10 protein-coding genes are annotated in these 14,187 nt (G+C 56.9%); 7 read left to right on the top strand and 3 right to left on the bottom strand.

What is annotated here, in order from left to right:
- Positions 1-21 precede the first annotated feature (21 nt).
- Complete coding sequence (locus tag UM93_RS07755) at positions 22-1,254, top strand: winged helix-turn-helix domain-containing protein (protein ID WP_045074806.1); 1,233 nt, start codon at positions 22-24, stop codon at positions 1,252-1,254.
- A gap of 350 nt (positions 1,255-1,604) precedes the next feature.
- Positions 1,605-4,406 carry a preprotein translocase subunit SecA gene (gene secA, locus UM93_RS07750; protein ID WP_045074804.1) on the top strand — a complete coding sequence of 934 codons (2,802 nt, stop codon included), beginning with the start codon at positions 1,605-1,607 and terminating at the stop codon, positions 4,404-4,406.
- Positions 4,407-4,434: 28 nt separating this feature from the next.
- On the opposite strand, the gene UM93_RS07745 is transcribed toward secA, so the two are convergent.
- A complete protein-coding gene (locus UM93_RS07745; RefSeq protein ID WP_052663684.1) occupies positions 4,435-4,926 on the bottom strand; it encodes an Rv3235 family protein in 492 nt (163 codons plus the stop codon).
- Complete coding sequence (locus tag UM93_RS07740; protein WP_045074802.1) at positions 4,913-5,752, bottom strand: LysM peptidoglycan-binding domain-containing protein; 840 nt, start codon at positions 5,750-5,752, stop codon at positions 4,913-4,915. The genes UM93_RS07745 and UM93_RS07740 overlap by 14 nt, the downstream gene beginning before the upstream one ends.
- A gap of 93 nt (positions 5,753-5,845) precedes the next feature.
- On the opposite strand from UM93_RS07740, the gene UM93_RS07735 reads away from it, so the two are divergent.
- Together UM93_RS07735 and UM93_RS17110 are read left to right on the top strand one after the other, a co-directional pair.
- Entirely contained in the window at positions 5,846-6,421 is a 576-nt protein-coding gene (locus UM93_RS07735) for a hypothetical protein (protein ID WP_045074801.1), read from the top strand.
- Positions 6,422-6,428: 7 nt separating this feature from the next.
- On the top strand, positions 6,429-6,887 hold the full coding sequence (locus tag UM93_RS17110; RefSeq protein ID WP_157874119.1) for a MarR family winged helix-turn-helix transcriptional regulator: 459 nt from the start codon (positions 6,429-6,431) through the stop codon (positions 6,885-6,887).
- A 5-nt stretch (positions 6,888-6,892) separates the two neighbouring features.
- On the opposite strand, the gene UM93_RS07725 is transcribed toward UM93_RS17110, so the two are convergent.
- Positions 6,893-7,099, bottom strand: coding sequence for a helix-turn-helix domain-containing protein (locus UM93_RS07725; protein WP_045074799.1), 207 nt, complete (start codon positions 7,097-7,099; stop codon positions 6,893-6,895).
- 137 nt (positions 7,100-7,236) lie between these two features.
- On the opposite strand from UM93_RS07725, the gene UM93_RS07720 reads away from it, so the two are divergent.
- The 3 genes from UM93_RS07720 (at position 7,237) to UM93_RS07710 (ending at position 14,175) form a co-directional block, all read left to right on the top strand.
- A complete protein-coding gene (locus UM93_RS07720) occupies positions 7,237-7,881 on the top strand; it encodes a hypothetical protein (protein ID WP_052663682.1) in 645 nt (214 codons plus the stop codon).
- Positions 7,878-9,191, top strand: a complete 1,314-nt coding sequence (locus UM93_RS07715) for a CpaE/TadZ family protein (RefSeq protein ID WP_045074798.1) — start codon at positions 7,878-7,880, stop codon at positions 9,189-9,191. Before UM93_RS07720 ends, UM93_RS07715 begins: the two co-directional genes overlap by 4 nt.
- Positions 9,192-9,255: 64 nt before the next feature.
- Positions 9,256-14,175: an NAD-glutamate dehydrogenase gene (locus tag UM93_RS07710; protein WP_045074796.1), complete on the top strand. Its 4,920-nt coding sequence runs from the start codon at positions 9,256-9,258 to the stop codon at positions 14,173-14,175.
- Positions 14,176-14,187: the final 12 nt, after the last annotated feature.

Genomic DNA, 14,187 nt, shown 5'->3' with positions numbered 1-14,187 from the left:
AATAACCCCTATGATTTTTTTATGACTGCAGCGCCAACATCAGCCTCTCTGAGCATGGCCCAAGCTCGACGGATTGCCATCGCGGCGCAAGGGCTGGCTCGAGGAAAGCCCACCGGGCCAGTAAGCAGTAGAGCGATTAGCAACACCTTCGACCGGCTCCAGCTGGTTCAGATTGACTCGGTCAATGTGCTTTCCCGCAGCCACTACTTGCCCTTTTTCGCCCGCCTCGGGAACTATGATCGAGAAGCGCTAAATAGAATGGCTCAGCAACATCCACGGAAAATGGTGGAGTACTGGGCCCATGAGGCAAGTTTTATCAAGCCCGAGCATTTTGCCGATTTATTGCCTTGGCAGCGCCGTAGCTGGGTTGGCAATAACCCCCTGGGTTCAGAACAGGAAAAGACTCTCGCACCACGCATTCTAGCGTTGCTGGCGAACGCTAGGCCGCTCACCGCGCGCCAAGTGACTGGAAGGCTGGGGCAGCAATCTCAGGTGTCGAAAGACAATTGGGGCTGGAACTGGAATCCGGTAAAGCAGGTTTTAGAGAAGCTCTTCATCGCTGGACAGATCAGTGTGGCTGGGCGAAACGATCAGTTTGAGCGACGGTATACCCTCGCGGAGAAGGTGTACCGGGAGGTTTCTCAGCTCCCGACAGAACGTCAACAGGGGCTCAAACGCCTGATCGAGGCCTCAGCACGGGCGCATGGCATTGGCACCGTGCGTTGTTTTGCTGATTACTTCAGGTTGCCGGTCAAGCCGAGCGCTCAGGCGGTCGCCGAACTGCAAGCTGAGGGAGTGCTTGAGTCGGTGCAGGTGAAGGGCTGGAAGTCGGAACTTTACCTGCATCAGGAAGCAGTCCGGCCGCGACAGTCGCGGGCCAGGGCGCTGTTGAGCCCCTTTGACTCCCTGGTGTTCGAGCGCCGCAGGCTTCTTGATCTGTTCGATTTCCACTATCGGATCGGTATTTATACCCCGGCTGAAAAGCGATTGCATGGTTACTATGTCTTACCCTTCTTACTGCGAGATCGGTTAGTCGCCCGTGTTGATCTGAAAGTCGACAGGCAGTCTGGTCGGCTTCTGGTGCGTACCGCCTTCGCCGAGCCCGACGCCCCCGGCGATACTGCGAGCGAACTTGCTGCGGAACTTGCGTTGATGGCGCGTTGGCTAGGAGTCGAGCAGGTGGTGGTTGAAGAACTGGGCGACCTCGCCCCGGCACTCAAACGGGCGGTCGCCAGCTCACTGGGCGTCGACTAATCAACTGGGGCGACCCGTCGAGTTTTCGCCACCCTCGAGAGATCACCTACCCACGGTGCGGAATTGGTCGCTGAAGTCGTCCAGTACAAGACCTGTATCGCTATTGTTACATCCGGGACTTGACCGGAGTCGTTATTGGGCTAGTCGAAGAATTGCAATAATTCAATGGCTGGGCATGCTCAGATCCGCTAAATCCATGGTTATTCGGATGATGGCGAATCCGATGAACTGACCATGAAATTCGCTCTGCGGGAACCCGTGTGCTCTGTGGCACGTGACTCACGTAGACTAATCACGCTGGAGTCCGGCCAGGACTCCAAAAGCTGCCGAAGCAAACAGGAGTATGGAAAGTGCCATCACTGCTTGAACGAGTTCTCCGTACGGGCGATCGCAAGATTTTGAAGCGCCTGCATGTCTATACAGACGCGATCAATGCGCTGGAGGAGTCCTTTCAGACTTTCACCGACGCGGAATTGCGTGAGGAGACCGACAAGCTCAAGGCGCGGCATGCCGACGGCGAATCACTTGACGACTTGCTCCCGGAGGCTTTCGCCGCGGTCCGTGAAGGTTCTTTCCGCACTTTGGGGATGCGTCAGTTCGACGTTCAGCTGATGGGCGGTGCTGCCTTGCACCTCGGCAATATCGCGGAAATGAAGACCGGTGAGGGCAAGACGCTGGTCGCCACCGCGCCGGCGTATCTCAATGCGCTGAGCGGCAAAGGCGTGCACGTGGTGACGGTTAACGATTACCTGGCTGGCTATCAATCCGAACTGATGGGTCGGGTGCACCGTTTCATGGGCCTGACCAGCGGCTGCATCCTCTCTCAGCAGGAGCCAGCCGTCCGCAAGGAGCAATACGCTGCGGATATTACTTACGGCACGAATAACGAATTTGGCTTCGACTATTTGCGCGACAATATGGCCTGGAGCAGCGAGGAGCTCGTGCAACGCGGTCACCATTTCGCCATCGTCGATGAAGTCGACTCGATTCTGATTGACGAGGCTCGTACTCCGTTGATCATCTCGGGCCCGGCGAGCGGTGACGCGAATCGCTGGTACAGCGAGTTCGCTAAGGTGGTGCTGCGTCTCGATATTGAAGACGACTACGAGGTGGACGAAAAGAAGCGCACCGTTGGCGTGCTGGAACCAGGCATTGAAAAGGTCGAAGATTACCTCGGCATTAGCAATCTCTATGAATCTGCTAATACTCCGCTTATTGGTTTCTTGAATAATGCCATTAAGGCGAAAGAGCTCTTCAAGCGCGATAAAGACTATGTGATTCTCGACGGCGAAGTTTTGATTGTCGATGAGCACACCGGACGTATTCTGGCCGGTCGGCGTTACAACGAAGGTATGCACCAGGCGATCGAAGCCAAAGAGGGTGTTGAGATCAAGGCCGAAAACCAGACCTTGGCCACGGTCACCTTGCAGAACTACTTCCGGTTGTACGAAAAACTCTCTGGGATGACCGGCACCGCCGAGACCGAAGCTTCCGAATTCATGGGCACCTACAACCTGGGTGTGGTGCCGATCCCGACCAATAAGCCGATGGTTCGTATCGATCAGCCAGACCTGGTGTACCGCAATGAAGTGGTGAAGTTCGACGCTGTGGTCGAGGACATCGCCGAGCGACATGAACTGGGGCAGCCAGTTTTGGTCGGTACCACCAGTGTGGAGAAGAGCGAATACCTTTCCAAGCAACTGGCTAAGAAGGGCATTAAGCACGAGGTGCTAAATGCGAAGAATCACGCTCGGGAGGCTGCCATTGTCGCCCAGGCTGGCCGTAAGGGTGCGGTCACGGTGGCTACCAATATGGCGGGTCGCGGCACCGACATCATGCTCGGCGGAAACGCTGAGTTCAACGCCGTGGCCGAGTTGGCCAAACGTGGCTTGAACCCTGAGGAGACTCCGGAGGAATACGAGGCTGCTTGGGCCGAGGCCTACGCAGAAGCCAAGAAGGTGGCCGAGGCTGAGCACGAAGAGATCATTGAGCTCGGTGGCCTCTACGTGCTAGGCACCGAACGGCACGAATCCCGACGGATTGATAACCAGTTGCGTGGCCGGTCCGGGCGTCAAGGTGATAAGGGCGAATCGCGGTTTTACCTTTCGCTCACCGATGATCTGATGCGGTTGTTCAACTCCGGTGCTGCTGAGCGTTTGATGGGTCGTTCAGTGATGCCTGACGACGCAGCTTTGGAGTCCAAGCTGGTTTCCAAAGCCATTGCCTCTGCGCAGGGTCAGGTTGAGGGGCGCAACGCTGAACAGCGTAAGAACGTGCTCAAGTACGACGATGTGCTCAACCGTCAGCGTGAAGCAATTTACGGTGACCGGCGTCGCATCCTCGAGGGCGATGATCTGCACGAAAAGGTCCAACACTTCCTGGAAGACACCATTAACGAAACGATCGATAGCGCTACCGCTGAGGGACATAGCGAGGAGTGGGATTACAAGGCGCTATGGGCCGAACTTGGTACCCTGTATCCGATTAGCATCACGGTTGACGATATCGCTGAGGAAGTTGGCGGCAAGGGCGGCATTAGTCAGGAAGTTCTGAAGACTGAGGTGCTCTCCGATGCCCGGCTGGCCTATCAGCAGCGTGAGGAAACTTTGGGCTCGGAAACTATGCGCGAACTGGAGCGTCGAGTGGTGCTCTCGGTGGTCGGCCGCAAGTGGCAGGAACATCTTTACGAGATGGACTACCTGAAGGAAGGCATCGGCCTGCGGGCGATGGCGCAGCGGGATCCGCTAGTTGAGTACCAGCGTGAAGGTTTTGCGCTTTTCCAGACCATGATGGGTGCCATCCGGGAGGAGAGCGTCGGCTTCCTGTTCAATCTGGAGGTTCAGGTTGAACAAGCGCCGGCGGCTTCAGTCGGTGTGCAAGCTGAACAGCCTGCCGCCCTGCTCGACCGAGTGTCTGGCGCGGAAACCTCCTCTGCGGAGGAAACGGAGGAACGCGATGCTGCAACGCAGCACCCGGTGATCTCTGCCCCGGGCTTGGAAGCTCCCGAGCGACCAAATCAACTGCAGTTCACCGCACCAGATGCCTCAGGTGAAGCGGAAACGCACGTGGAACGCCGTTCCGGTGGAACTAACCCGCCGCCTTCTGCGCGCAAAACAAATAAGCCAAATAATAAGCGCAAGAAGCGTCGATAACGGCTAGCCGTTTGTCGCCGCTGCCTGATCAGCCGATCTGCAACACGGTGACGATCCAATTACCGAACTGCTGCTCTATTCGTAGGGCTATCGCCCGGTAGCGTGGTCCGTCTGCTGCCAGCACACTGAGTTCGTAGATTCCTGGCGCAACGGAACAGCCATGTGCCGATCTGATTTGCGGGCTTTGACCGGCCCTGGGTGCTAAGCCAGGCGTCATTGCTTGTGCTGACCTCGCTTGCTGGGTGAGTTCGGCTCTGCGTTGCAAAGTGCCGAACACTTCGGGGCTAAGCAGCCGAGCAAGTTGTTTCGGAGCGCGGGTGCCTGCGAGCACCTCCAGGCTTGCTTTGGCTACGCTGGCCGCCAGTTTACGAATTTGCAGCTTCTCTTCGGTGCTGGGAGTTGCCAATGCGATGACTGCTGTTCCCGGTACTCGGTTTGGAAGTTGTGGCGGATGAGTCAGCTTCTTGGCCTGAGGCGGACGGAATGATTCTTCGCTAGCTAGCTTGCTAACCGAGGGCATGGCACTGTCCTTTTACGGCGGGTGGGCGTAGCAGCTGGCCGGGAAGCAGTAAATCCGGATCCGGGCCGATTAATTGACGGTTAGCCAAGTACCATCGCGGCCATTCCTTGGCAATTTCTGCGTCGGTGGCGAGCGGGCCGAGAATTCGTCGGGTCAGCGTCCACAGACTCTCACCCGGACGCACCACCTGGAAATGGGTCTTAGTCGCCGCCGGACGCCGGGGCATGGCAATAAATAGTCCGGGCTGTGCGGGCGGCGCTGACGGAGTCCAATTCGGTATTGGCGGCGGTTCGGCCATGCCAGTGGAGGGTCCGAAAGTTGGCTGGAGTTGAGTTGGCTGGAGAGCCGAACCGGCGACGAAGATCTTCGAAGCTGCCCAGTCGGTGTTCGTTGATGCTGCTTGCGCAGGCTGCTGGGCTAGGGCTGCGGTCGGGGGACCGAGGGAGAGGTGCAGCCCGATCAGCAGGGCAGCTAGCTGGTGAAGCTGACGGGGGATCAAGGCGGATAACCAGTGCACTCGGTGAAATCGACTGCGCAGAGCTCGGTCAGCCGTAACCCGCTGCAAGGCGATGGCAAGCAAGAGGCTGCCGAACCACCATAGTGTCACGCCGATCCCGAAAAAGAAGACGAAGAGACTGAAAGACAGCCCTAAAAATCGTTGATCCGTAGCAGGGAGGGTGAGCAAACGAGAGAGGTTCAGCAGGCCGATGATTGAAACCCCACTAGCGAGAATTGGCGGTATGACGAAAAGACTGAGCTGACCGCAACTTATCGTCAAAGATCTTTTGATGTTCTTTGTTGATTTTTGATGGCTTTTAATACTCATAGGATTTGTTTAGCACTCGGTGTCCAGACTGTCTAGGTTTTTCGGAGTTATCCACAGCTTGACCCCGCTGAGGGACGGTCATAATCTGGCCGGGTGCGATGGGAAGCGCTCTTTAACGACTTGCTCGGGCAGCTAGATGCGGCTGAGCAGCGTACAGCCGATCTAGAGATTGATGAGCTTTTTCGCGCCGAGTTGGTCTCGCTCAAGCTGATGGACCGCCTTCGTGCGGCGCTCAACACGTCGGTCTCTATTGTGCTGAGCGCAGACCTTCGTTTCTCAGGTGAGCTACGAGTGGTTGGTGCGGACTGGCTGTTACTGAGCACTCAGCGCAGATCGGTCCTGCTGCCAGTCGGGGCGATTTCGCACCTCGAAGGTCTCAGCCATGCTGCTCGACCGAGTACTAAGGCTCTGCAATACCGCTTTGCTTCAGCCCTTCGGGTGCTCAGTCAGCGCCGTGCCGGGGTGCATCTTCTGCTGGGCAGTGCGCATGGCTCACCAGAAGCAGTGCAAGGGGTGATTGATCGGGTAGCTGCAGATCACTGTGACATCTCCGCGCTTCGAGACGGTGAATTTCGTCGTGAGGGGAGCATTCTCGGAGAGAAAATAGTTCCATTTACCGCCATTTTGGCAGTGTCGTCGCTGCCGGTGGGCGATGATGGAGGGCTATGATCAACTGGTGATTGAAGAACCCTCGCCGAGCTTGTTGTATGAAATCTGGTTGCTCTCGAGCAGCACGCAAATGATCCTTGACCGCTTGGGCGCGGATTCTGCTATTTCCGCAGATGAGATCGCCGTGCTCACTACTCTGAGGTTCGGCAATGGGGTCAGTCAAAAACAGATTGCTGAGCTAACCAATCTACGGCGTAGCACCTTGTCAATGATGCTCGGCCGACTGGAGAAGGCAGGTTTGGCAAGTCGCAAGACGAATCCGCGAGATGCCCGATCACGAATTTTCTCGATCACAGCAGAAGGCGACCGAATCCTGGACCAGCTGGTGGTCGGCATTTTTAATATTGAGAACGCCTACGCCGACCGAGTGGGGGAGTCGAGGGAACAAGCGGTGCAGACGTTGTTCGAACTGCGGAGAAACGTTTTACAGGCTGGTATCTCCGAACTTGAAAAGGTCGGTAAATAGCTGGTTCAGTCCTTCGCTGCGTCTCTGAGCCGCTCGGCTGCTGCATACCGTTCCTGGATGTAGCGTTCTAACATTGACTCTTCAATCCGCCATTGGCCGCGACCGCCGACTTGGATAGCTGCTAATTCGCCGCTGCGCACCAAGGCGTACGCCGCAGGTGCCGAAATTTGCAGCTGCTCGGCGACGTCTGCAAGGGTCAAAAAACGGGGCATTGACCTATTTTGTCATTCTTTGAGTAGCTTTGGTAGTTTCCGGGCTGTTATCCACAACTCTTTCAACCCCTTATTAATTCCAGCTTTTCGGAATAGTCTGTGTGCACACTATTCATAGTTGCCGCAAAGGAATGGAAATGGTGCCGGAAGCAGCTCCGATTAATCGATTGAGAAAGCCATCCTGGAAAGACCCCCGTCTGTTGATCGGAGTCTTGCTGATCTTGTTCTCGGTCAGTGCGGTGCTATTGCTGCTCGGAAATGCAGAGCGGACAGTCGAAGCTTTCGTCAGCACCGGAGACATCGTGGTTGGGCAGAAGCTCGAAACTGCGTCGATGAGCAAAGTGAAAGTTCGACTCGATGAACTTCAAGGAGCCTACTACCTTGCCGCGGACCAGTTCCCGAGTGGCGCGGTAGCTGTGCAAATGATTCATAGTGGGCAGCTGATTCCCAAAAGCAGCGTGGCGATGGTTGATGAATCACATCGCAAACCAGTCGCTGTGACCTTGGAACAGAAGCTTCCGGCCGCGGCCCAAGTGGGTGATCGAGTGGATATTTGGGTTGCTGAGGTGGATCCCAAGACGGGTCTGACGGCACTGCCCCAACTCATTCTGCCGAGCGTCGAGATTGAAGCATTGGAGAGAGCGAAACCCGGTTTGATGACTCAAGACCAAGACCTGGTCTATGTCCTGGTAGACGCGCCTAGACTGCCGGTGCTGCTGCACGCCCTCACCGATAAAGCGAAACTCTCAGTTGTCCTTGACTTGGCCGGAGGGCATCGATGAATTTTCGCTTTGCGGTGCTAGGCGAAGCCGCTGATCGTTTGGTGGAACAGCTGGAAGCTATCGGTGAGCAATTTACAGTGGTTCGTCGCTGTGCCGAGCTCCGAGAACTAGTGGCCGCCTGCCAAAGCGGTTTAGCGGGGGTCGCCCTACTGAGTGAACACACCGCAGAACTGAACTCAGCTTTGCTGGAACGTTTAGCTGCCTGCCACTCCCGGGTCGTGGTGCTAACAGATGATGAAGCAGAAACTCAGCGGCTGAACTCGCTGGGAGCGCGGGTTTTTTCGCTCGGTAGTGATGCGCTGAAGATCATTCAGGGACTAGAGTCCGACTCGGTTGATGCAGATGGGGCAGTGACCGAGCCGGCAGCGCAATTCCTGGCGATCCAGGACGCCAAGGACGACGCAGCGTCGAATAAGCTACTTGGGGAGGCTGAAAAGAAAAAACATCCTAAGAATGTGGACTCCTCGCAGATCATCGCGATCTGGGGCCCGATAGGTTCTCCAGGAAGGACCATGCTGGCCACGAATATGGCGGCCGAGTTCGCTGCGCTGGGGCTTGAGGTGCTGCTGATTGATGCGGATAGTTACGGTGCCAGCGTGGCGGCAACTTTGGGTATTTTGGACGAATCTGCCGGAATCGCTCGGGCAGTCCGGTTAGCGGATCAGGGCTCACTCGATCCGGAAGGTCTGTGGCAGATCGCTCCGGAGCTGGTATTTCGTGGCGGTCGATTTCGGGTGCTTTCTGGATTGACCCGTCCGGATCGTTGGCCAGAATTACGTGCGATGGCGCTTCAACAGCTATTCACGCTATCTCGTCAGCTGCTGCCGGTCACCATTATCGACTGCGGGTTTTCCCTGGAAACGGATGAGGAACTGAGCTTCGACAGCTACGTGCCTCGTCGCAATGCAGCTACTCTCGCCGCATTGCGCTCGGCTGATCAGATCATTGCGGTTGGTGCGGCGGATAGCATCGGCGTGCCTCGGCTGATTCGGGGCTTGACCGAGCTGGCGAATATTTGTCCGGGACAGGAGCCCCTTGTGGTTTTGAACAAGGTCAGGCGTGGGGCTGCCGGTCGTTCACCTGAGCAGGCATTGCAGCAAGCCTGGCTCAGGTTCGGGCCGCAATTCTCAATCAAGGCCTTTTTGCCCGCAGAAACAGCACTTCTTGACCGAATGCTGCTCTCCGGCGAGTTATTAATAGAGGCGGGGCCAGACTCCGCATTGCGAAAAAAGCTTCAGACATTCGTTAGTGCACTTGCACAGCGAAACTCGCAAACTGCTGTGTCCTCGACCACAGCAAAAAATGGCTGATTCAGGCTACTGTCAGTAGGGGCCGCAAGGAAGCGGTTCGTAACTGCTACGGAGGCGTATTTAGATGTCGAACGGGTTCGAAGAAACCGGAACCGTCGGGTCCACTACCGGAACCACGAAACTCACTGAGAAGACCATCGACAGCTTCATCGCCGATTATTATGAGCAGATCGCTGAGGAAGACCGCTCAAAGTACGACCAGGCCACCCTCCGGCAGCGCGCCCTGGCGCATCGCGAACTCGCTCAGCACCGGCCCAGCGGCACCTCCAAGGTTGCGGTGGTCAACGAGAGCGACGAGTCGAGGCACTACAAGGAGACAGTGGTCTATATCGTCACCGACGATATGCCCTTTCTAGTAGATTCCGTTACCGCTGAGATTTCGCGTCAAAATGCCGCCATCACGCTGGTGGTTCACCCGATGTTCGTGGTGAGCCGGAATGATAATGACGACGAATTAGTCAGTGTCGCCAAGGTGCCCACCTATCTCGGAGTGGCCAGTGGCGATACGGCTGCAATGCCCGATATCTCACATTTGATTGCCAGCAATGGCCAGTCTTCACATATGGAGTCCTGGATCGCAATCGAAATCGCTCAGCTTGATGAGGCAGCCGGCCAGGAACTCTTGGCAGGTCTGGATCGAGTGCTTGGCGATGTGCGAGTGGCGGTTGAAGATTGGCAGCCTATGAGGCACAAGGCGCTTTCTTGCGCAGCCAGCCTCGCTGAAGTCACCGGTGGTGATCAGGTTGCTGATCTGCGTGAAGCGGAAGAACTGCTGAGTTGGATGGACGCCGGAAACTTCACTTTCTTGGGCTATCGGGAGTATGACCTGGTGGACGAGAGCGGCGAAGACGTCTTAGTCAACCGAGAAGGCAGCGGGCTGGGCTTGCTGCGTGAGTCCCGAGTGGCCAAACAGGTTCAGCACCTCACCTCGGCCGGCCGGAAGAAAGCCCGAGAGAAACATGCTTTGGTGATCACCAAAGCCAACTCGCGATCGACCGTACACCGTTCGGGATATCTCGACTACATCGGAATCAAGTCCTTCGACGCGGCCGGGAACGTCAATGGTGAGCGGAGATTTATCGGTCTTTTCGCTTCCGGTGTCTACACCGGTTCGGTGCGCAGCATTCCGGTAGTTCGCGAGAAGGTCAATGCTGTGCTTAGGCATTTTGGCTTCCCTCCGGACTCCCATTCCGGTAAAGACCTTTTTGCAGTGCTGGAAACCTACCCTCGCGATGAGCTCTTCCAAATTGAGGTCAATGACTTGATCACGATTGCCGAAGGAATCATGCGCTTGCAGGAACGCCGCCGTACCCGATTGTTCCTCCGCCCGGATATTTATGGCCGATTCATGTCGGCATTGGTATATATCCCGCGAGATCGTTACACCACGGCTGTTCGGCGACGAATCGAAGCGGAACTCACCAAAACTTTTGACGCGGTCAGCATCGATTTTGAAGCTCGAATGAGCGAGTCGACACTGGCCAGGCTGTTTTTCAGAATCAGATTGGCCCGAGGCACCGACCTCAGTAATGTTGACGCAAGCGCGCTGGAGGCGCGGCTGGTGACAGCAGCACGTTCTTGGTCGGAGGGCTTGCGAGAGGTGCTCGGCAAGGCGCTTCCGCTTGACCAGGCGACAGCTCTGGCCGCGCAATGGGCAGAGGCCTTCCCCGCCAGCTATCGCGTCGACTTCGAGGTTGAGGATGCTATCGAGGACATCCGCCGTTTTGAGGAATACGGTCAGAACTACCGCGCTGCTAAGCAACAGAACCCTGATGCACTCTGCAGCCCCGGGCTCAAGGTCTACATTCCGCAAGGTGCCCACGAAGAGCTCGAAGAAGACGCCCGGGTCAAGCTCTATATGGCGTATCCGAAGAGCCTGAGTCAGATCCTGCCGTTCTTCCATAATCTGGGCATTGAGGTTCTAGACGAGCGACCCTTTGAAATTCAAACCACCGATAAGAGGGACTTCTTCCTTTACGATCTGGGATTGAAGTACCCGACGGGAATAGACCCACTGGCAACCAGCGAGTTGCTCGCTGAATCATTCGGCGCAGCGATCACCGGGGTCAGCGAATCGGATGCCTTTGACCGGCTGGTGCTGCGCGAAGGCATGGCTTGGCGACAGGTCGTCATTCTGCGCAGCTATGCCAAGTACTTGAGGCAAATGGGGAATACCAACTCTTACGGCTTTGTCGCGGATACTCTGCTAGCTAATGCTTCGGTGGCGCAGTCTCTGGTGAAGCTCTTCGAGACCAGTTTCGATCCCGCTATCCCGGCAGACGACCGTTCAGCGCTGCTAACTTCAGTGCGTACGCAACTCGCCGAAGGCCTTGAGCAGGTGCCCACCCTGGATGCTGATCGAGTGCTGCGCACCCTGGGCCAGCTCATTGAGGCGACGCTGCGAACCAATTACTTCCAATTCAAGCCCTACTTGAGTGTCAAACTGAACCCCACAGCGATTGATGGTTTGCCGTTCCCGCGTCCGATGTTTGAGATCTGGGTCTACTCGCCACGAGTAGAGGGCGTACACCTGAGGTTCGGTAAGGTCGCCCGAGGCGGTTTGCGCTGGTCCGATCGTCGGGAAGATTTCCGCACCGAGATTCTTGGCCTGGTCAAAGCCCAGACGGTGAAGAACGCTGTTATCGTACCGACCGGGGCGAAGGGTGGCTTCTTTGCCAAAGCGCTGCCGGACCCGGCGGCGGACCGAGCTGCCTGGATGGCAGAGGGGATAGAGAGCTACAAGACCTTCATTCGCGGTCTGCTTGATCTGACCGACAACTTGGTTACCGGCCCGGACGGTGAGCAACTTGTGCCACCGTCAAACGTAGTTCGTTTCGACGAGGACGATTCGTATCTGGTGGTGGCTGCCGATAAGGGAACTGCCTCGTTCTCCGATATCGCGAACTCCATCTCCGCGGAGTACAACTTCTGGCTAGGAGACGCCTTTGCCTCAGGCGGCTCGGTCGGCTACGACCATAAAGCAATGGGCATCACCGCCCGCGGAGCCTGGGAGTCGGTAAAGCGTCATTTCAGTGAGCTGGACGTTGACACCCAGACTGAGGATTTCACCGTAGTGGGTGTCGGTGATATGTCAGGCGATGTCTTTGGCAATGGTGTGCTGTTGTCTGAACACATCAAACTTGTCGCTGCTTTCGATCACCGACATATCTTCCTCGACCCGAACCCGGACCCGGCACTTTCCTATGCCGAGCGGCGGCGGATGTTCGAGTTGCCGCGTTCCTCCTGGGATGACTATGACAAGTCATTAATAAGCGAGGGCGGCGGCGTTTACCCACGTCAAGTGAAGACCGTGCCGATCTCCGAGCAAGTGCGCCTCGCGCTGGGCTTGGCTGAGGGCGTTGTGGCGCTTACTCCGCCGGAGCTGCTGCGTGCCATCTTGCTGGCTCCGGCTGATCTGCTCTACAACGGCGGTATCGGCACCTACGTCAAAGCCAGTTCGGAGAGTCACGCGGAGGTGGGGGACAAAGCCAATGACTCAATTCGGGTCGACGGTCGAGAGCTCCGGGTCAAGGTAGTTGGCGAGGGCGGTAACCTCGGGATGACCCAGCGTGGTCGGATTGAGGCTGCGCTGCACGGAGTGATCCTGAATACCGATGCCATTGATAACTCGGCCGGTGTCGATTGTTCTGATCATGAGGTCAATATCAAGATTTTCGTCGACCGGATGGTGGCAGCAGGCCAGCTGAAGGCTGAGGAGCGGGCAGAGTTCCTTGCCGAGATGACGCAGGAAGTGGGCCGACTGGTCCTGGAGGATAACTTCGATCAGAACGTGCTGCTCGTCAACGACCGGATGCGCGTGGTTGAGTGGAGCCCCAGCTACGAAAGATTGATGGACTGGCTGGAGAACAAAGCCGATTTAGATCGCGCTATCGAGGCGCTGCCTAGCACCGAAGAACTGCACAACAGACTGGAAGGTGGCCAGGGGCTAACCTCCCCTGAGCTATCGGTGCTGGCTGCCTACGCCAAGATCGAGCTGGCTAAAGCTCTTCGCGACAGCGATCTAGCCGACGATCCGTGGTTCCGCCGCACGCTTCGCCAGTACTTCCCTAAGCATTTGGCCGAGCGTTTTGACGCCGAACTCGATTCGCATCCGCTGCGTCGGGAGATCATCGCCACCATGGTGGCAAATGACATGATTAATATCGGTGGCATTACCTTTGCCTTCCGTGCCATGGAGGAGACCAACGCCACCGAGTCGGTGCTCGCTCGTGCTTTCGTAGCGATGCGGGAGATCTATCAGATCGATCAGGTGACTGAAGCTCTGGCAGCGCTGCCACCATCGTTCCCGACCGAGCACTGGTGCAATATCCACCTCGATTTGCGCCGTTTGCTTGATCGCGCGGTGCGCTGGCTGATCGGTCATTCGGCTGGTTCGCAACCGATTTCCGAGACGGTGGCTCAGTACCAGCCGGTGGTCACCTCGCTACGAGCTCATCTGACCGACTTCTTAGACGGAGTCGATCGCGAACGTGTGCAGGCGTGGCACGCCAAGGCGGAGGGCTGGGGGGTGCCCACCGAACTGGGCAACCGCTGGTCCGAGATGTTCGAAAGCTTTGCGCTGCTCGACATTGCCCGAGCTAGTCGGCAAATCAAGGAACCGGTCGAAGAAATCGCCAAGGTTTACTATGCGATCTTCGCCCAATTCGGTGTCGATGGCTTATTGGAACGAATCTCTGCACTACCGAGGAAAGATCGCTGGCAAGCCCTCGCTAGGGGTGCGTTACGAGACGATCTGTACTCGACAGTTGTTGACATGACTCTTGCGGTGATGAAGGCGACCCCGGCTGAACCGGGTGCGCTTGGTCAAAGCCCGGAGCAGCGAATTGCCGGTTGGGCTGTGCAAAACGCCGAGCCGCTGGCTCGGGCCCAGGCGATGTTCAAGGAAGTCAATCAGCTGGAAGAAGATGATATGGCTTCGCTTTCGGTTGCCTTGCGGTTGCTCCGCTCGATTGTGCGCAGGTAAGCTCATCGGGCT

Source organism: Psychromicrobium lacuslunae (assembly GCF_000950575.1).
In the GTDB taxonomy this organism is placed as follows: Bacteria; Actinomycetota; Actinomycetes; order Actinomycetales; family Micrococcaceae; genus Renibacterium; species Renibacterium lacuslunae.
This window is presented reverse-complemented; position numbering and strand designations above follow the sequence as displayed.

Coding starts and splice junctions, on each gene's coding strand:
- UM93_RS07755 (WP_045074806.1), top strand. CDS start 22: ATGACTGCAGCGCCAACATCAGCCTCTCTGAGCATGGCCCAAGCTCGA.
- UM93_RS07745 (WP_052663684.1), bottom strand. CDS start 4,926: ATGCCCTCGGTTAGCAAGCTAGCTAGCGAAGAATCATTCCGTCCGCCT.
- UM93_RS07740 (WP_045074802.1), bottom strand. CDS start 5,752: ATGAGTATTAAAAGCCATCAAAAATCAACAAAGAACATCAAAAGATCT.
- UM93_RS07725 (WP_045074799.1), bottom strand. CDS start 7,099: ATGCCCCGTTTTTTGACCCTTGCAGACGTCGCCGAGCAGCTGCAAATT.
- UM93_RS07720 (WP_052663682.1), top strand. CDS start 7,237: ATGGTGCCGGAAGCAGCTCCGATTAATCGATTGAGAAAGCCATCCTGG.
- UM93_RS07715 (WP_045074798.1), top strand. CDS start 7,878: ATGAATTTTCGCTTTGCGGTGCTAGGCGAAGCCGCTGATCGTTTGGTG.
- UM93_RS07710 (WP_045074796.1), top strand. CDS start 9,256: ATGTCGAACGGGTTCGAAGAAACCGGAACCGTCGGGTCCACTACCGGA.